Annotated in this window: 19 protein-coding genes; all 19 read left to right on the top strand. The window is 32.6% G+C overall.

The annotated features are described in order from the left end of the window. Window positions 1-724 (top strand): hypothetical protein (locus Q0Q96_RS00505; RefSeq protein WP_293870205.1); only part of this gene is annotated, 724 nt, incomplete at its 5' end. A 16-nt stretch (window positions 725-740) separates the two neighbouring features. Continuing rightward, on the top strand, window positions 741-1871 hold the full coding sequence (locus Q0Q96_RS00510; RefSeq protein ID WP_293870207.1) for a CapA family protein: 1131 nt from the start codon (window positions 741-743) through the stop codon (window positions 1869-1871). Continuing rightward, window positions 1872-3761, top strand: a complete 1890-nt coding sequence (gene asnB, locus Q0Q96_RS00515) for an asparagine synthase (glutamine-hydrolyzing) (RefSeq protein WP_293870209.1) — start codon at window positions 1872-1874, stop codon at window positions 3759-3761. Continuing rightward, a complete protein-coding gene (locus Q0Q96_RS00520; RefSeq protein WP_293870211.1) occupies window positions 3762-4772 on the top strand; it encodes a hypothetical protein in 1011 nt (336 codons plus the stop codon). Beyond that, entirely contained in the window at window positions 4773-5741 is a 969-nt protein-coding gene (locus Q0Q96_RS00525; RefSeq protein WP_293870213.1) for a hypothetical protein, read from the top strand. Next, window positions 5723-6796, top strand: coding sequence for a glycosyltransferase (locus tag Q0Q96_RS00530; protein WP_293870215.1), 1074 nt, complete (start codon window positions 5723-5725; stop codon window positions 6794-6796). Before Q0Q96_RS00525 ends, Q0Q96_RS00530 begins: the two co-directional genes overlap by 19 nt. A gap of 23 nt (window positions 6797-6819) precedes the next feature. Further along, a complete protein-coding gene (locus tag Q0Q96_RS00535) occupies window positions 6820-7734 on the top strand; it encodes an NAD(P)-dependent oxidoreductase (protein ID WP_293870217.1) in 915 nt (304 codons plus the stop codon). A 4-nt stretch (window positions 7735-7738) separates the two neighbouring features. Then, a complete protein-coding gene (locus Q0Q96_RS00540; RefSeq protein WP_293870219.1) occupies window positions 7739-8872 on the top strand; it encodes a glycosyltransferase family 1 protein in 1134 nt (377 codons plus the stop codon). A 7-nt stretch (window positions 8873-8879) separates the two neighbouring features. After that, window positions 8880-9830 (top strand): GDP-L-fucose synthase, encoded by a 951-nt coding sequence (locus tag Q0Q96_RS00545; protein ID WP_293870221.1) that lies wholly within the window; start codon window positions 8880-8882, stop codon window positions 9828-9830. A 26-nt stretch (window positions 9831-9856) separates the two neighbouring features. Next, window positions 9857-11011, top strand: a complete 1155-nt coding sequence (gene gmd, locus Q0Q96_RS00550; RefSeq protein WP_293870223.1) for a GDP-mannose 4,6-dehydratase — start codon at window positions 9857-9859, stop codon at window positions 11009-11011. Window positions 11012-11026: 15 nt separating this feature from the next. Beyond that, the gene (locus Q0Q96_RS00555; protein ID WP_293870225.1) at window positions 11027-12187 is read left to right on the top strand and encodes a glycosyltransferase family 4 protein; all 1161 of its coding nucleotides are present in this window, start codon (window positions 11027-11029) and stop codon (window positions 12185-12187) included. Next, window positions 12180-13322 (top strand): hypothetical protein, encoded by a 1143-nt coding sequence (locus tag Q0Q96_RS00560; protein WP_293870227.1) that lies wholly within the window; start codon window positions 12180-12182, stop codon window positions 13320-13322. The genes Q0Q96_RS00555 and Q0Q96_RS00560 overlap by 8 nt, the downstream gene beginning before the upstream one ends. Beyond that, window positions 13315-14322, top strand: coding sequence for a sugar-transfer associated ATP-grasp domain-containing protein (locus Q0Q96_RS00565; RefSeq protein WP_293870229.1), 1008 nt, complete (start codon window positions 13315-13317; stop codon window positions 14320-14322). The genes Q0Q96_RS00560 and Q0Q96_RS00565 overlap by 8 nt, the downstream gene beginning before the upstream one ends. A 1-nt stretch (window position 14323) precedes the next feature. Beyond that, complete coding sequence (locus tag Q0Q96_RS00570) at window positions 14324-14929, top strand: sugar transferase (protein WP_293870230.1); 606 nt, start codon at window positions 14324-14326, stop codon at window positions 14927-14929. Window positions 14930-14935: 6 nt separating this feature from the next. Beyond that, complete coding sequence (locus Q0Q96_RS00575) at window positions 14936-15568, top strand: NeuD/PglB/VioB family sugar acetyltransferase (protein WP_293870232.1); 633 nt, start codon at window positions 14936-14938, stop codon at window positions 15566-15568. Continuing rightward, a complete protein-coding gene (locus tag Q0Q96_RS00580; RefSeq protein WP_293870234.1) occupies window positions 15565-16122 on the top strand; it encodes a sugar transferase in 558 nt (185 codons plus the stop codon). The genes Q0Q96_RS00575 and Q0Q96_RS00580 overlap by 4 nt, the downstream gene beginning before the upstream one ends. 10 nt (window positions 16123-16132) lie before the next feature. Continuing rightward, a complete protein-coding gene (locus Q0Q96_RS00585; protein WP_293870236.1) occupies window positions 16133-17278 on the top strand; it encodes a DegT/DnrJ/EryC1/StrS family aminotransferase in 1146 nt (381 codons plus the stop codon). A 40-nt stretch (window positions 17279-17318) separates the two neighbouring features. Then, window positions 17319-19244 carry a nucleoside-diphosphate sugar epimerase/dehydratase gene (locus tag Q0Q96_RS00590; protein WP_366068695.1) on the top strand — a complete coding sequence of 642 codons (1926 nt, stop codon included), beginning with the start codon at window positions 17319-17321 and terminating at the stop codon, window positions 19242-19244. Between the two features lie 145 nt (window positions 19245-19389). Then, complete coding sequence (locus tag Q0Q96_RS00595) at window positions 19390-20151, top strand: polysaccharide biosynthesis/export family protein (RefSeq protein ID WP_293870240.1); 762 nt, start codon at window positions 19390-19392, stop codon at window positions 20149-20151. Window positions 20152-20157: the final 6 nt, after the last annotated feature.

Raw genomic sequence — 20157 nt, forward strand, 5'->3', positions numbered from 1 at the left:
GAATAGCATGGCTTTAGATGGTATTGATGCTGAATATATCTCTTCAAAAGGAATGAAAACTTTTAATATGGCAATTGCAGGAAGTCATGTTTCAAATTCGTTGCTACTATTGGAAAACTATTTAAAATATAATACAAAACCTAAAATGATTATTATTGGATTATCCTCTTGTATTGGAAGAGGATATCTTAATCCTGTAGCTTTTGAAAATCCAGAGGTTACTTTTTTTTATAAGCCAAGCATAAAAAATAATCTAATTAATCCACCGCTTTTAAATTTTCAATGGTTGGCGGTTGATATGTTTAAAATACTAATTTCAAAAGACCATCGTAATGCCACAAGCGTTTCTGGACAATGGAGAACAAAAAAAACCATTCCAGATAATTCTGTTTATACTAATCCTAAAACCTTTACTGTAGATTATTCAAATCAATATTTGTCCAAAATTATAGCACTTTGTGAGTCCAATAGAATAAAAGTTGTTATCACAGAAATGCCAGGTTCTAATTTTCATAGAAATGCTTTGCCTTTTCAACGTCCAATTTTATTCCAAAAAAATACAATCAAAACAGTTTATAATCTCAATAATTATGTAGTTTCTAGCGCTATAATTGATGCACAAAAAGACTGGCTAGCAACTGACCATCTTAACTCGTATGGTGCAAGAAAGATCACAGATTATTTATTTAACAGCGTTATAAAAAAGGAGTTTTCAACTCAATAAAATCAATAATAAAGCTATGATTAAAATAGGTTTTACAGGCGATTTTTGTCCTTGGCTTCGTATCGAAAATCAAGTGAAAGCCAACAATTGGCAAACCTTATTTGACGAAGTTAAATCATTTTTTAATCAAAATGATTTGAATATTATTGATTTAGAATGTCCGTTGACGGTTGCCAATGATGGAATTTTGAAAACCGGTCCGCACATCAAAGCGCATCCAGAAACCGCAGTAATTTTAAATTATTTGAATTGCCAATTAGTAGCAACAGCAAATAATCATTTCAAAGACTATGGTTTAAAAGGAATGCAGGAAACTTATGAAACATTAACCCAAAATAAAATTTCTTGGTTAGGAAGTGGAACCAATTTTGAAGAAGCTTCTAAAACATATTATTGGAAAAAATACGATACAAAAGTTGCTTTTATAAATGTTACCGAAAACGAATGGACAACAACACACGATTCAACTCCAGGTTGCAATCCTATTGATTTAGTCACTGTTTTTTATAAAATAAGAGAAGCTAAAAGCAATGCCGATTTTGTTGTAATTATTGCACACGGAGGTCACGAACATTATGAATTACCAAGTCCGAGAATGAAAAAATGGTATCGTTTTTTTGTCGATGCAGGTGCTGATGCAGTTATTGCGCATCATACGCATATTATTTCGGGATATGAAATTTATAATGAAGCGCCAATTTTTTACAGTTTAGGAAATTTTTGTTTTGATTGGCATGACATCCGCAACAAGCCGTGGAACAAGGGAATGATGGTTTGTTTAGCTTTTGAAAAAAATAAACCTATTACTTTTGAAATGGAATTTGTTTCACAAAACAATGATGTTTTAGGACTTTTTAAAGTAAAAGAAGCCGAGAAAAAAGCAATGCTTCAACATTTAGAAAAATTGAATATCATAATTGCAGATGATACACTCTTGGAAACCGAGTTCCAGAAATATGCTCAAACCTGGAAGCCCGTAATGAATACTTGGATTCAGCCTTATAAAGGCAAAATCATGTCAAGCCTTTACAAACGAGGACTTTTGCCATCTATTATTACCAAGAGAAAGAAATTGCTTTACACGAATTTGATTCAATGCGAAGCCCACAGAGACATACTTTTACAATCCATAAACCCTAATAAATAAATGTGCGGATTTACAGGATATTATTATTTTAATGACCAAAAAGAGACTAACAATCACGCGATGCGTCAAATGCTTTCCATACAAAAGCATCGTGGACCCAATGATTCGGGAATTGTTGGAATCAATACGCATGACAAATCTTTTGAGACTATTTCTATGTCAGAAAATGTAAAGTGTTCAAAGCCCAATGATTTAATTTTTGGTTTCAACCGTTTGAGTATTTTAGATTTATCACCCATGGGGCATCAACCTATGGTGAGCCCAAATGAGAAAGTGATTTTGATGTTGAATGGCGAAATATATAACGCCTTTGATTTTAAAGAAGATTTAGAAAAAAAAGGATACACTTTCAAAAGCACTTCTGATACCGAGATAGTTTTATGTTTATATTTAGAATATGGAATGGAGAAAATGATTTCGCTTTTAAACGGAATGTTCGCCATTGCGATTTATGATTTAGATTTGGATACGTTGTTTCTTGTTAGAGACCGTTTCGGCATAAAACCGCTGTATATTTTGCAAGAAGAAGACCGGCTGGCTTTTAGTTCAGAAATTAAGAGTTTTAAAGGGTTACCCAATTTTAAATTTGAACCCGATTTTAATAAACTAGACGAATTCTTATTGTTCCGAAATGTGATTAATGATACCTTGTTTAAAAACATTACCAACTGCATTCCTGGAACATACTTAAGTATTAAAAACGGAAAAATTAAAACAAACGTTTTTTACGAATTAGATAATGAAGGAAGTCAGACAATTCAAAATAATGCGGCTAGTATTTTAGAAAATGCCTTGCAAAAAAGCGTCGATTCCCAGATGATAAGTGATGTAAAATTGGGTTGTCAACTTTCAGGTGGTGTCGATTCATCATTAGTGAGTTATTATGCGTCAAAATCATTAGAAAAAGGAAATTTAGAAACGGTTTCCATCATATTTAAAGACCCAAATTTTTCCGAAGAAAAGTATATTGATATTGTCGCTAAACAACTTTCCCTTGAAGCACATAAATATGAAATGAATGCTCATTATTATTTTGAGGTTTTGGAAAATGCCATTTGGCATTTTGAACATCCGTTGAATCATCCCAATACAATCGGAATTTATTTATTGAGTCAGGAAGCTAAAAAACATGTAACCGTTTTGTTGAGCGGGGAAGGCGCAGATGAATGTCTGGCGGGGTACGGACGTTTTTCTAGAGCGCTACGATTTCCATATTTCAAACGAGAATTTCTAGGTGGCTTGAAAAAGAATAGTAAACATATTTTTGAATATTTAAGTTATTACGTTAGTCCAAATAAGCGAATGATCATGGAAACTGCTTTTGGAAGTTTGGCCACAGTTCATAGTTTAAAATCTAATTTTAAATTAGATAACGCCATAAATGACAGGATAAAAGTCTTAAATAAACTCAAAGGAAATACCAATCTTAAACAAAGAAAATATGAATTGCTTACCTATCTGCCCGATTTATTGATGCGTCAAGACAAAATGTCGATGGCACATTCTATAGAAAATCGCGTTCCATTTTTAGATAACGAAATGGTTACAACGTCGCTTAATATTCCAAGTGAATTGCTGGTTGGTAAACGCAAGGGTAAGAATGAAAATAAAATTTTGTTGAAAGATATTTGCGCTTCAAAATTTGGAGAATCTTTCGCTTATAGAGACAAAATGGGATTCGGAATCCCGTTAAGGGAGTTTTTCTCATCCGCAGTTTTTAAAGAAAAATGGAATACACAAGTAGCGCCAGGAATAAGAAAACGAGGACTTTTTGAACTAAATGAATTAGATTCTTGGCTGCAAAATAGTAACAATGCAACATCAGATCAATTAGATGCGATTTGGTTAATGCTGGGTTTTGAACTTTGGGCACAACATTATTTAGATTAAATGATAGCCATACACAACAATAAAAGTAAAGATTTGTTTCATTACAGATGGATTGACTACTGCGAAAAAAATAACATTGCGTATAAGTTAGTTAGGTGTTATGATAACGATATTATACAGCAATTGTTGGGTTGTTCATGTTTAATGTGGCATTATCATCAGGCAAGTACAACAGATATTGTGATGGCAAAATCATTACTTTTTTCATTAGAACAGAGCGGTTTTAAAGTTTTTCCAGATTTTAATACAGCGTGGCATTTTGATGATAAAGTAGCACAGAAATATTTACTGGAAGCTTTAGCAATTGATTTGGTTCCAACATGGGTTTTTTATGATAAAAAAACCGCATATAATTGGATAGAAACCACTTCGTTACCAAAAGTTTTTAAATTAAAAGGTGGTGCTGGCTCTCAAAATGTGCAGTTAGTCAAAACAAAAGAACAGGCCAAATCACTCGCCAATAAAGCGTTTGCAAATGGATTTCCCGCTTATGACGGCTGGGGAAGTATTAAAGAAAGATATAGAAAATGGCGATTAGGAAAGAGCAGTTTTTTTGATGTTTTTAAAGGCTTTGCGCGATTATTCAATCCGCCACGTTATGCAAAAGTAATGGGTAACGAAATGGATTATTTGTATTTTCAGGAGTTTATCAGTAACAACGATTCAGATATTAGGATAATAGTTATCGATGGCAAAGCTTTTGGAATAAAAAGAATGAATCGTGAAAATGATTTCAGAGCTTCGGGAAGCGGATTTATTTTGTACGATAAACAGTTCATAGACGAACGTTTTGTGAAAGAGGCTTTCGAAATCAATAAAAAATTGAATGCACAATGCATAGCCTACGATTTTGTTTTGGATAAAAATGATAAGCCTTTACTTATCGAAATTAGTTACGGATTTGCTAACGGTGGTTATGATGCCTGCGTTGGATACTGGGATGAGCAAATGAACTGGTACGAGGGAACATTTGATCCGTATGGTTGGATGGTTGAATTGATGTTGAAATAAATGAAAAACTACGCGCCAATTTTAGTGATGGTTTATGACCGATTAGATTGCCTAAAAATATGTATCGAATCGCTACAAAAGTGTGAAGAAACATCACATTCGGTGCTATATATTTCATCGGATGCGGCATACAAAATTGAAGATAATGTCAAAATTGAATCTGTAAGAGCTTATATTAAAACCATTTCCGGATTTAAAGAAGTAATTCTAATTATTGCAAACGAAAATAAGGGTTTAAAACGGGCTTATGAATTTGCTACCGATTTGGTTTTTAGCCAACACCAAACTTTAATCTTTTTAGAAGATGATATTGTGGTTGCCCCCAATTTTTTACAATTTATGAATAACGGATTAGAATTCTACAAAAATGATCCGAAAATAATTTCCATTTCTGGGTTTTCACATTCAGTTTTTTTTGATGTAAATGACAAATTGAAAGCAGATGTTTATTTCACAAATCGGTGGTGTCCGTGGGGGTTTGGAACTTGGAAAAATAAAATGCAAAACGTTTCAAACATCTCGTTCCAAACATTAAAAAAAGATTTGAATAATAAGGATTTTGTCAAAAAGTTAGACGCCATAGGCATTGATTTATTCACAGCTTTTCAGCGAAAATTATATAAAAATGAAGCTTTGGTTTTAGATTATCGCAATGTTTATCACATGATTAAAAATGATTTTTACTCGGCAACACCTTATACAACGAAAACTTTTAATATTGGTAACGACGGACAAGGAACTCGAACAAAAAAAAATGAAAAATTTATTGGTTTCAACACGAATTCATTGAACGAAATTGTTCCTTATCAATTCTTGGCGTTTGACCCTAACAAAATAAATAATTCTTTTAATTTTTTATCCAATAATACAAGGACTAGTAAAGTCAAGCGTCTACTGAATGCAGTTGGATTGCTGCAGTTTGGCTATCTATTGCACGAAAAAAGAAAAAAATGGCGGAAAAAAAAATAGTTATAATATTGCCCAAGTTAACTGCTGGTGGAACAGAGCGAACTGCTGTGGTTTTGGCAAATTATTTGGTCGAAAATAACATTAAGGTAACTATTTTGGTTATGTTCAAAAAAGATAAATTCTTTGACTTGCATCCCAAAGTAAAACTCATTGAGCCTGATAATTTTCGAGATAAATATGGCAAAATTATATCCTTTCCAATGCTAATATGGTACCTGCGAAAAAATATTAGAAGTGAAAAACCAGATACTGTTTTTTGCTTGGGCTACATGCTTTTGGGAATTATAAGTACTGTTGGATTAAAAACAAAAGTAATTATTTCGGGGAGAAGCAGTCCAGATAGAGTAAGATTTCCACGAAATCCGTTTTTCAACAGTTTCTATAATCTTTGCTATTCGATTTTAAAATTCAGAATCAACGGAATCATTGCCCAAACTAATTATGCCAAAGAAGTTTATAAAAAAAAATACAGTTGCCCAATAGTAGTAATTCCTAACTTTTTAAGAGATATCAAGGAATACCCACATCAAAGAAAAAACCAAATCATCACATTAGGAAGGTGTTCTTACGAAAAAGCACAGCATTTTTTACTTGAAGCTTTTTCAAAAGTTATAGCCCCTAACTGGAAAGTAGCTATTATTGGGGACGGTCCTTTATTAAAAGATTTAAAATATCAAGCAAATCAATTAAATATTGCCGAAAAAGTCGAATTTTACGAATTTCAAAAAGAAGTCGATTTTTATTTGTCACAAGCTAAAATTTTTGGTTTTACTTCAATCATAGAAGGCTATCCAAACGCACTGATAGAAGGCATGGCAAACGGTTTGGCTCCCATAAGTTTCAATTGCGTTGCAGGACCATCTGATATTATAAACGAGGGTGAAAACGGATTTTTAATTCCAGTTGGAAACGTAACTCTTTTTACAGAAAAATTACAGTTTTTAATTGATAATCCATTACTATTAAATCAAATTGGTAACAGCGCTTCAAAAATCAAACAAACAAACAATTTAAAAATTATCGCCGAAAAGTATAAAGAGTTTTTACTTGGGTAAGCGTGATGAAAAATAGTTAAACTATGAAAATTTTAATAACGGGAGGTGCTGGATTTATTGGTTCAGCAATTGTTCCAAAACTGCAAAGTGAAAAGCATGATATTTTTGTTTATGATAATTTAAGTTTTGGAAACAGAGAATTTATAACTGTTGCTGATGATCATTTTTTTTATGGAGATATTAGAGATGCGGTGGCTGTTTCAAATGCTATTCATGTAATAATGCCGAATGTTATTATCCATTTGGCTGCTGTTCATTTCATTCCGTATTGCAATGAGCATCCATTTGAATCTTCGGATATTAATATCAGAGGAACAATGAATGTTCTCGAAGCTGCCAAAAAAGTAAAAAATTTAACTAAAATAATTTTTGCTTCAACTGCTGCGGTTTATCCAATTTCTGTTAGTGCTGTTGCCGAAACTGATGAAGTAAGACCTCTTGATATATATGGTTTGAGCAAATTAGCTGGCGAACAATTGTTGAAAAAGTTCCATCTTGAAACCGGAATTGATACCGTTTGTTGCCGATTTTTCAATGCTTTTGGACCAAACGAAACCAATCCACATCTTATTCCGGAAATTGAAAAACAAATCAAAGAGGGTAACCGCAAAATTGCTTTAGGAAACTTAACACCAAAAAGAGATTTCATCCATACACATGACATGGCAAATGCTATGTATGCATTGATAAAATTGGAAAACGTTGGGTTTGACATCTTCAATTTAGGACGCGGAATTGAGTACGCCGTTACCGAAGTAGTTGCCGAATTTGAAAAAGTCCTTAACGAAAAAATTATTATAGAAGTTGATCCCATAAGAGTTAGAAAAGTTGAGCGTATGCACTTATTGGCTGACGTTTCTAAACTAAAAGAAAGAACTGGTTGGGAACCAAAATGGAGCTTGGATCAAGGTATTAAAAATCTAGTTGATAACTGGTAAAATTATGGAACAGAGATTTAAATTAGGTTTACTTTTCAATTTCAATCCAAAATGGACAGGTGGAATAATTTATTTATTAAATGCCATTCGGATTTTAAATTTTCTTGATGATAAAGACAAACCTATGGTTGTTATTCTTTATAACCCTACATTAAAAAAATATGTTGACGAAATTAATTATCCGTATTTGGAATTGGTGCCCCATAATTTTTCTTCAATTTACAAAGGATATATTAATTCTTTCCTGAAAAACAAAAACACTTTCGTACACGATTTAGTGATCAATTTCAAGCTGGACGCCATTTTTCCGATGCATGATTATCCGATAAAAAGTAAGTTAGACGCTAAACTCGTTTCATGGTACGCCGATTTGCAACACCTATACTACCCGCAGTTTTTTACTAAAAGAAAACGTATCGAACGTAATGCTCGGATTAAATTAATACTTAAAAATTCTAAAGATTTAGTAGTTTCAAGCCAGGCTGTAAAGGATGATTTCCTGAAATTTTTTAAGGTTTCAACAAAGTTGAACATTCATATTTATCATTTTGTTTCTATCATTGAAGGTTTGCCAAATAAAAGTTTTGAGGAAATCCTTGCAGAATATGATTTGCCAAACCATTTTTATATGATTAGCAATCAGTTTCATAAACACAAAAATCATAAAGTTGTTTTTGAAGCAGTTGCCGAATTAAAGAAAAAAGGATACGAAGTTTGTGTGGGAATCACAGGTCGCTTTCCCGAAGAACCCGATTCTAGCTATATGCAGGAACTACATGACATTATTAATAAAAATGATTTAAAAAAATCAATCAAGTTTTTGGGATTAATTCCGCGTGGAAATCAATTATTACTCATGAAATATTGCAAAGCCATTTTGCAACCTAGTTTGTTTGAAGGCTGGAGTACCGTTATCGAGGATGCAAAATCACTTCAAGTTCCCGTTATTGCAGCCAATTTGAATGTGAATATAGAACAATTAGAAGAAAAAGGAACGTACTTTGAACCTCATAATGTGAGTCAATTGGTTTCAATATTGGAGCACTATCCAAACAGGGATTATAACAAACAATTATACGATTCCTATGATAAAAGAATGAAAAATGCTGCCTACGAATTATTAGCTGTTTTTAAATAAATAACACATGAATAAGTTATCAAAAATATACATTGCAGGACATAAAGGAATGGTGGGAAGTGCCATCTGGAATGCTTTAAAAGATAAAAAATACGATAATCTGATTGGCAAAACTAGCAGTGAACTCGATTTGAAAAATCAGCAAGCGGTCAAGGAATTTTTCGCTAATGAAAAACCTAATATTGTAATTGACGCTGCTGCTAGAGTAGGAGGAATATTGGCCAACAACAATTATCCGTTCACATTCCTAATGGAAAATATGCAAATTCAAAATAACCTAATCGATACATCATTAAATCAAGATGTTGACAAATTTATTTTTTTAGGGAGTTCTTGCATTTATCCAAAATTAGCACCACAACCTCTGAAAGAAGAATGTCTTTTGACCTCTTCATTGGAACCAACAAACGAATGGTATGCCATTGCAAAAATATCCGGAGTGAAAGCTTGCGAATCGATTAGAAAGCAATTTGGGAAAGATTTTGTGAGTTTGATGCCAACCAATTTATATGGGCCAAATGATAATTTCGATTTACAGACGTCCCACGTTTTACCTGCAATGATTCGAAAATTTCATGAGGCCAAAATCACCAAAAACGAATCAGTGACACTTTGGGGTTCTGGTTCGCCGATGCGCGAATTTCTTCATGTCTACGATTTAGCTGATGCAGTTGTCTTTGCTTTGGAAAATCCGTTTACAGAAAATTTATACAACATTGGAACCGGAATCGATCTAACCATTAAATCGTTAGCTGAAATGATTCAGAAAACAGTTGACTTTACAGGTCAAATCATTTGGGACAGTTCAAAACCGGATGGAACTCCGAGAAAATTAATGGATGTAAGCAAAATGGAAAACCAAGGCTGGAAGGCAAAAATTTCGCTTGAAGACGGAATTAAATCCACATACGAATGGTATTTAGAGAACGAACATTCGTTCAAGGAAGTCAAAATGTAATTGCATATAATAAAAAAATAAAACTAATGAAAACCGCATTAATTACAGGAATAACAGGACAAGATGGAGCTTATTTAGCAGAATTATTACTCGAAAAAGGTTACATGGTTCACGGTATTAAAAGACGTTCATCGCTTTTCAATACCGATAGAATTGATCATTTATACCAAGATCCGCACGCTAAAGGAATTCGTCTAAAATTGCATTACGGCGATATGACTGACTCCATGAATATAACCCGAATTATTCAGGAAGTACAGCCCGATGAAATTTATAATTTAGCAGCGATGTCGCACGTTAAAGTGAGTTTTGACACGCCAGAATATACCGCAAATGCTGATGGAATAGGAACTCTTCGGCTTTTAGAAGCGGTTCGTTTGCTGGGTTTACAAAATAAAACCAAGATTTATCAGGCATCAACTTCAGAATTATATGGTTTGGTGCAACAAGTACCGCAATCAGAATCGACGCCTTTTTATCCGCGTTCGCCTTATGCTGTCGCCAAAATTTATGCCTATTGGATCACCGTTAATTATAGAGAAGCCTACAATATGTTTGCTTGCAACGGAATCTTATTCAATCACGAATCGCCTTTGCGTGGAGAAACTTTTGTTACCAGAAAAATTACACGTGCCGTTGCCAAAATTGCGCTGGGATTGCAGAGCGACTTGTTTATTGGAAATCTCGACGCACAGCGAGATTGGGGACATGCAAAAGATTATGTAGAAGCAATGTGGCGAATTCTGCAGCAAGACATAGCCGAAGATTATGTTATAGCAACCGGTATAACAACCCGTGTTCGTGATTTTATAAAAATGGCTTTTCAGGAAGTTGGTTTTAAACTTAAATTTGAAGGAGAAGGCGTCAACGAAATTGGAATTTTAGAGTCAATAAATGCCGAAAAATATCAAGCAGCTTTAGGAAAAGAGTTTTCAACCAAACAATTCTCAATTCCTGCAATTGGCAGTACAATTGTAAAAGTAGACCCAAGTTATTTCCGTCCAACCGAAGTAGATTTATTGATTGGCGACCCAACGAAATCGAAAACCAGATTAAGCTGGCAACCTAAGTATGACTTGAAAATGCTGATTGAAGAAATGGTTTCTTCAGATGTGAAATTGTTTCAAAGAGACATACATTTAGCCGAAGGCGGACACAAAATTTTGAGACAGGCCGAGTAAAATTGACAGCATTCTATGAATAAAATTGAGGATAGAAGGATAGTAGTCATTAATCAAGCGTCCAATTATCTTACTGTTGGTTTTTGCAACGCTTTCGCTCAAAAGTTTGAAAATGTTGCCTTAATTACGGGAAGCATTCACATACAAGGAGAAGCGCTCCATCAAGATATTCAAGTGAAGTACATCAACAAATGGATGGAACGTCCAGCTAGAAAAAAGTTTTTGTCCTATATCAAAGCATGTTTTAAAATTTATTGGCTTTTGATGACCAAATATAAAAAACACGAAGTATTTTTTGTTTCGATTCCGCCAATGGGTTATTTATTAAATCTTATGGTTTCCAACAAATTCAGTATGGTAGTTTGGGATGTTTATCCCGATGTTTTTAAGATTACCGGAATGAAGGAAACGCATCCAGTTTACAGAATTTGGGCATTATTAAACCGAAAATCTTTTAAGAAAGCATTACGACTTTTTACTATTGGCGATAAAATGGCAGAACTATTAGAAATGTATGTCACAAAATCCAAAATAATCATTCAGCCCATTTGGTCTATTTTTCAGCAGAACGAGCGCGTTTTAAAAGATAAAAATCCGTTTGTAAAAGAACATAATTTACTAGATAAATTCATCGTTCAATATTCGGGAAACATTGGCTTAACACATAAAGTTGAGGTTGTAATTGAACTTGCAGAACTTTTAAAAAATAATAAAGACATTATTTTTCAGATAATTGGTCGTGGACCAAGAGTTCCAGCTTTGCAGAAAATGGTTGAAGATAAAAGCTTGCCCAACTGTACTTTTCTTCCGTTTCAAACCGACGAAATGTTCCCGTTTTCATTATCTGCTGCCGATTTAGGAATTGTTATTTTGGATGAATTGACTTCGAAAGGAAGCGTTCCCAGCAAATCCTATAATTTGATGAGTTATGGAATCCCGTCTCTTTACATTGCTGGTGAAGATTCAGAATTAAACACCTATGCGCACAAATATAAAGCTGCCGAATGTTTTTCTGAAAAGGAGTTACGACTTGCCAAGGATTTTATTCTCGATTTGTGTCAAAACAAACAAAAATGGAATGCTATGTCCGCCAATGCCATTGCTACAGCCCAACTTTTCAAACGTGATAATGCCGATAAATTTGTTGCTAATTATTTGAATCCAATTCATGATTAAAAGCATAATATCTTTTATACTATCAAATTTAAAAAACAGCATTGGTTGGAAAACCCATCGTAAAATTGTTGTTTTTTCGGTTGATGATTATGGTAACGTCAGATTGAATTCAGCGGCAGCCAGAAAAAATATGGATGCTGCTGGAATGAAAATTTATTCTCGTTTTGATGCTTTAGATACTTTGGAAACCACACAAGATTTGGAACAACTTTTTACGGTATTGTCTTCTGTAAAAGATAAAAATGGCAAACATGCTATTTTCTCGGTATTTGCTTTGCCGTGCAACATTGATTTCGAAAAAATGGAAGCCGATGAATTTCAACATTTTTATTTTGAAACCTTACCGAATACCTATAAAAAGCTAGCTATTCAGCAACCAGAAGCTTATACAGGAACTTGGGATTTATGGAAAGAAGGGATTGCTAAAGGATTTTTGAAACCACAATTTCACGGGAGAGAGCATCTGAATTTAAAGATTTTCAATGATAAATTAAAAAATCGTAATGTAGAATTACTGACAGCATTGAGCAATAAGTCCTACACCAGTATTGCAGACGATGACTATCCAACTATGTCAGCAATGGCAGCACTAGACTTTTTGGATGTAAAAGAAAACGAGGATTTAAAACCAATGCTAAAGGAAGGATTGCAACTTTTTGAAGAAGTTTTTGGTTATCGGAGTAACTATTTTACACCGCCAGTTTTTAATATTCATCACTCGTTATTTCAGACATTAAAAGATAACGGAATACAATTTTTAGATTTAGCTTTGCATCCTAAAGAACATCAGGGCTTTAATAAATATAAAAAGTCATTAAATTACCTTGGAAAGAAAACAAAAGAAGGCTTATGTATTATGGTTAGAAATGTTGTTTTTGAACCAACGGAAGAACGTGGAATTGATTGGGTAAATTTTACAATGAAGCAAATAGAAACTGCTTTTCGTTGGAATAAGCCAGCTATTATAAGTTCGCACCGTGTAAATTTTTGCGGACACATAGATAAAAAAAATCGTGAAAAAGGATTAGAGTCTTTGAAAAAATTATTACAACAAATTGTAAAGAAATGGCCGGAGGTCGAGTTTATGTCGGCTGATGAAATGGCAATGATTTTAAAAGATAAAAAAAATGTTTAAACGACTATTGTATTTAGGATATTATATTAAGAAAATGGACTGGAAGAAGTTAAACCTTTTTTTGAACCATGCTTCTAAACTAACCAAAAAAAATAAAGTCAGTCTTTTGTCTGATGCTGTTTCCTGTGTTTTTAAATACAATATTTCCCTTTTGGAATATTTCCAATTCCGTTTTTTTGAGCTTGATGATACACAACGAAAAACATGGGCTGGAACGGGTTATATGTTCGAATATCAATTGAAAATGAATCCGAAAAATTCCCGTGATATTCTGGATGATAAGACCAAATTTTATCGATTGTACAATGAGTATTTTGTTCATAATGTAGCAGATAGAAACGACTTGAAACAATATCCAGAAGTAACTCAAAAATTATTGAATAATTCATCGGGAAAACTTGTTTTTAAAGTTGCTGACGGCAGTTGTGGTATTGATGTTCAGATAGAAGTTGCCAAAAAATTTGACGAAAAAAGTATCATTACTTTCATGGAAAACAACCATTTTGATTTGGTAGAAGAGTTTATTCAACAACATCCGGTTCTCAATAACTTATCACCTTCGGCGGTTAATACAGTTCGAATTTTTACACAATTGGACTATACTAATGAAGTGATTTTGTTAGGTTGTAGACTACGAATTTCAGTAAATTCTTCTGTTGATAATATGGCAGCAGGAAACATGGCAGCACCAATTGACGAAATCACAGGAATTGTTCACGGAAAAGGAGTGTACAGCGACATCACAAAACCAGAAGAAAAATTTCATCCCGTTACAAAAGTTGAAATCGTCGGTTTGCAGATTCCATTTTGGAAGGAAGCAGTTGCTATGGTTACAAAAGCGGCTAAAAAATATCCTGAAAACAGGTCGATAGGTTGGGATATTGTAATCACTGAAAATGGTCCAGGTTTTATTGAGGGCAATCACGATTGGTGTAAACTATTATGGCAGCTACCTGTTCAAAAGGGATTAAAATCAAAATTAGAACCTTATTTTAAATAAAATGTATCGACTTTTTTTTAAGCGAATTTTAGATATTTTGATTTCAATAATAGTATTGTTAGTTACTGCTCCTATTATACTTATAGTGGTTTGTATTTTAGGATTTCAAAATAATTGGAATGTTTTTTTCTTTCAAGAAAGACCAGGATTTCACCAAAAAGCATTTAAAATTATCAAATTCAAAACCATGACCGATTCTAAAGATGACAACGGAAATTTATTACACGATAATCGTAGGATAACCAGTGCAGGAAAAATTATCAGAAGATTATCCATAGACGAATTGCCACAACTTTTAAACGTTCTTAAAGGCGATATGAGTTTAATAGGACCAAGACCACTTTTATTTAAATACATTCCGTTGTATTCTTCGAATCAGTTAAGACGACACGATGTTAGACCAGGAATAACAGGTTGGGCGCAAGTAAACGGAAGAAACTCAATTAGTTGGAAGCAGAAATTTGACTATGATATTTTTTATGTTGATAATCTTTCGATGATGATTGATATTAAAATTTTGTGGTTGACCTTCATAAAAGTGATTAGAACCGAAGGAGTAAATCAAAGTTTAGACCGACCAATGCAACCGTTTAATGGAAATAATTAAAAAGATATGATGCAAAAACTACTCATAATTGGTGCGGGAAGTGTTGGTAAATTTATTGCTTACAATATCAATCATTTTACCCAATCGTTTGAAATCATCGGCTTTTTAGATGATGATGTTTCAAAACACGGTACCGTTATCGCAGACTTTCTTGTTATAGGTTCAGTAGATAAATTGCCCGAGTATTCTGGAAAAGATATTGCTATAGTTTGGGGCATAGCTTTTCCAACTATTAAAAAAAAATTATTCAATCGATATCAAAATTTATCATTTAGCTTTCCTAATTTTATTTCAAAAAACGCTTGGGTTTCCGAAAAAGTTATTTTTGGACAAGGAAGTATTGTTTATCCTGGAGCTGCCATTAATTACGAAACGGTTATTGATGATTTTGTTGTAATTAATATGAATTGTAGTTTAGGTCATAATTGTTTTGTAAAATCTTTTTCATCCCTAGCACCAGGTGTAAATCTTGGGGGAAATACAACTATTGGGGATTGTGTTGAGTTAGGTATTGGCGCCTCAACTATTCAAGGGGTTGTTATCAACGATGATGCTATTATTGGCGGACAAGCCATGGTAGTTTCCTCGGTTTCTAAAGCTGATAGGGTGGTTGGAATTCCTGCAAAAAGTATAAAATGAATGCCATAAGTAAAAGATGCTTCGACCTTATGGCTTCGATTGCAGCATTGATTATATTTTCGCCTTTCTTGGTAATTTCATGGTTGATTTTGATGATAGATACACAATCGAATGGGTTTTTTTTTCAAGAACGAATTGGTCAGTACGGAAAATTGTTTACAATTTATAAACTAAAAACCATGCATCCTAAAACTGGTATTATTACCAAAACAGGTCTTTTTTTCAGGAAATATAAATTAGATGAACTACCTCAATTTTTAAATGTTTTAAAAGGTGATATGAGCATCGTTGGTCCTAGACCAGATATCGAAGGATACTACGATAAGCTCACTGGAGAGGCCAGAAAATTATTGGAGTTAAAACCAGGAATAACTAGTCTTGCTTCTATAAAATATTATAATGAGGAAGAAATATTAGAGCATCAAGACGATGCTTTAAACTATAATAACACAATCATCTTTCCAGATAAAGTACAGATGAATTTGAATTATTACTACAATCAAAATTTTCTATTGGATATGAGAATTATTATTAAAACAATTTTTAAAAGATAATTATTAGATAATGAATGACTCTAAAATTTGGCTTTCCTCTCCACATATGGGCGGAAAAGAGCAGCATTTTGTAAAAGAAGCTTTTGATACGAATTGGGTGGCGCCATTGGGACCAAACGTTACTGGTTTTGAAAAAGATTTAGAAGTATTTTTAAATGATGATGCCTGCGTAGCAGCGTTAAGTTCTGGAACAGCAGCAATTCATTTAGGGTTGGTTTTATTTGGAGTGCAAGCTGGCGATGAGGTTATTTGTCAAAGTTTTACTTTTTCGGCTTCTGCTAATCCGATTTTGTATCTTAATGCAACACCAATTTTTATTGACAGCGAATTAGAAACTTGGAATATGTGTCCAATTGCTCTCGAAGAAGCTATTGTTGACCGATTAAAAAAAGGAAAAAAACCAAAAGCAATTATTCCAGTTCATTTGTACGGAATGCCCTTTAAAGTAGATGAAATAAGAGTTATAGCTTCAAAATATGAAATCCCAATTCTTGAAGATAGCGCAGAAGCTTTGGGAAGTACTTATAAAGGTAGAAAATGTGGAACTTTTGGGGATATTGGGGTTTTATCTTTCAATGGAAATAAAATTATTACAACTTCTGGCGGAGGAGCATTGGTTACGCATTCAAAAAAAATGAAAGAAAAAGCAGTTTTTTTAGCCACACAGGCTAGAGATGCTGCGCCACATTATCAACATTCAGAAATTGGTTATAACTACAGATTGAGTAATATATGCGCAGGAATTGGACGAGGACAGATGGAAATTTTAGAAAAACATATGAACTTGAGACGCCAAATTAACCGATTTTATATCGAAATTTTTCAAGGCATAAAAGGAGTAACAGTGTTTCAAGAACCTAGCTCTAATTATTTTTCAAATCATTGGCTAACGTGTATAACGATAGATAATAATGTGATTGGGGCAACAACAGAAGATTTAAGAATAGCACTTGAGAACGTAAATATTGAATCTAGACCACTATGGAAACCAATGCATTTACAACCTATATTTGAAAATTATCCTTATTATGGTGGGAAAAATGCGCAACAACTTTTTGAAAACGGTTTATGTTTACCGTCAGGTTCAAATTTGACAGTATCTGATAAAAAAAGAATTTACGATGCACTTCAAAGTTTTTTTAGTATAAATTTGTAAAAATCTGTCTTTTACTATGCGTGATTTTGTTTTTAAATTTTTGAGAAAAATCATTTCTACAAAAAGATTTCAAAATATTGGATATTTACCAAGGTGGATAATTTTTACCATTGACGTTTTTATTGTTTTGATAGCTTGTTTGATTACTCAAATTATAATTCACAGTTTAAATGTGAAACTCTATCCAACGCTGAATGTATATATACAATATGCTATCGTTATACTAGTAAATGCAATATCATTTATTTTTTTTAAAACGTATAGCGGTATCATAAGACACTCAACATTTATAGATGGTGTAAAACTTCTGGTAGCTACCACAACGTCGTATTTAGGATTAATGATTGTTAATTATTCCTTACAAATTTTTCGAAAAGATAGATTACTCTTATCAACCGGTTTATTTATAACTTATGTTATTTCTTTTTTATTACTATTTCTTTTCAGAATATTAGTCAAAAATATTTTTGAAACTTATTTGCAAATATCAGATACAAATCAACTAGTAAAAGCGGTAATATATGGAGCTGATGCTAATGCAATTTCAGTTGCTAATGCCTTGAAAACCGAAAAACCATCCCGATTTAATGTAATAGCTTTTGTAAATAAATTCAAGCAGGATAAAACAAATAAAAGTATATTGAATTTGCCAATAATTAATCAAACAAAAGGAATACATGTAATTTTAAAATCGGTAAATGCAGAAGCATTGATTATTGCTGAAAAAAGTCTGACAAAGGAAGAAACAATAAAACTTGTTGAAGAATGTTTAGAATATAATTTTAAAGTTTTTACGGTACCGTTAATAACAAACTGGGAAGACCAAAATCAGATTTCAAATCAACTAAAGAATTTCGCCATTGAAGATTTATTAGAAAGAGAACCTATAGTTCTAGATGATAATAAAATTTCCAATCAAATCAAAGGCAAAATAGTTATGATTACTGGTGGTGCAGGTTCTATAGGAAGCGAAATTGTTAGACAAGTTATTAATTTTAGTCCAAACAAAATAATTATTTTAGATCAAGCCGAATCTCCCTTACACAGTTTGCAACTTGAAATTTCGGAACAATCAAACGATATAAAAATTATAACAGTTCTTGCAGATATTAAAGATTATGATGCACTTGAAATGGTTTTTGAAAAGTTTAAACCTGATTTTGTTTATCATGCTGCGGCATATAAACATGTACCTTTGATTGAAGAGAATCCATCTCAAGCCATTTTTACAAACGTAATTGGTACCAAAAACCTTGCTGATTTATCCAAAAAGTATTTGGTAGAAAAATTTGTAATGGTTTCAACAGATAAAGCTGTCAATCCGAGTAGCGTAATGGGCGCAAGCAAACGTATTGCTGAAAAATATGTACAATCGTTGCATTATCATCTTGTAAATACTACTCAAAAAAACGCTACTAAATTTATTACTACAAGATTTGGGAATGTGTTAGGTTCCAATGGTTCTATAGTTCCTTTGTTTACCAAACAAATACAAGAAGGTGGACCAATTACTATAACTCATCCTGAAATTATAAGATATTTTATGACTATTCCAGAGGCTTGTCAGCTTGTACTTGAAGCAGGTGCAATGGGTAATGGTGGTGAGATTTTTATTTTTGATATGGGGAAACCCGTAAAAATTATAGATTTTGCCAAGAAGATGATTCGATTAGCAGGATTTATCCCAGATAAAGACATTAACATCAAAATCATTGGGCTACGACCTGGAGAAAAATTATATGAAGAATTATTAAATGATTCTTCAAAAACATTACCCACATACAATAACAAAATAATGATTTCACAAGATATTTGTGATGATTTTGAGGACGTTAAAGATTTAGTAGCAGAATTGATAAATATAACAAAAAAATACTCAAACCTTGAGGTTGTTGCCCAAATGAAAAAAATTGTTCCAGAATTTAAGAGTATGAATTCAGAATATCAAATTCTTGATATAAAATAGGTTTTCAAAAAATCACCATCAAATTAATTAAAATCTTGTAATCATATTAAAATATAAAATCAAATTGTAGCTTTGCATTTTTTGAAAATAAATTAAGCATAACGTTTTAAAAACACTCACCCTAAAATACTGAAATCATTTATTTATGTTAAAAAAAATACTCCTTTCGTTTGTTGTCTTTTTTATATTTATTTCTTGTACTAACAAAAAAGACATCCTTTATTATCAAGATTTAAAAGATAAAACACAAGCACCTATAAACTATGTTTCAAATGAAATTCAAATAAACGACATATTATACATAAAAATTGATGCATTAGTCCCTGAATCTACAAAACCATTTAATTTAGAAATCAATCCTACGACTGCTTTAAATATAGAAACACTAAAAGTTCAGGGTTATCTGGTGTCACAGGAAGGAACCATCGTTTTTCCAATTTTAGGAACTTTAAAAGTAGTAGGAAAAAGCACATTAGAATTACAACAAATGTTAGTGAAAATGCTTGAAGACAATGGATACATAAAAGATGCTAATGTAAATGTTAGAGTTATAAACAGTAAAGTAACTGTTTTAGGAGAGGTAAGAAACCCAGGAACCTATAGTTTTGGGGAGCAAAATATTTCTTTAAATCAGGCTATTGGTTATGCTGGCGATTTAACTATTAACGGTATACGAAAAGACGTTTTATTGATTAGAGAAAATAACGGAACCAGAACTTATATTAAATTGGACTTGACTTCATCTAACTGGTTTACAAGTCCTTATTATTATGTAAAACAAAACGATGTTATAATTGTTAATCCAAATGGTGCAAAAATTATGACATCCGGCTATTTGGCTAATGTAGGAAATGTTCTTGGCATAATGTCTTTTGCGCTTACACTCTTTATAATATTAAAAAAATAATTTTTA

It is taken from the genome of Flavobacterium sp. (assembly GCF_025352015.1).
Classification (GTDB): domain Bacteria; phylum Bacteroidota; class Bacteroidia; order Flavobacteriales; family Flavobacteriaceae; genus Flavobacterium.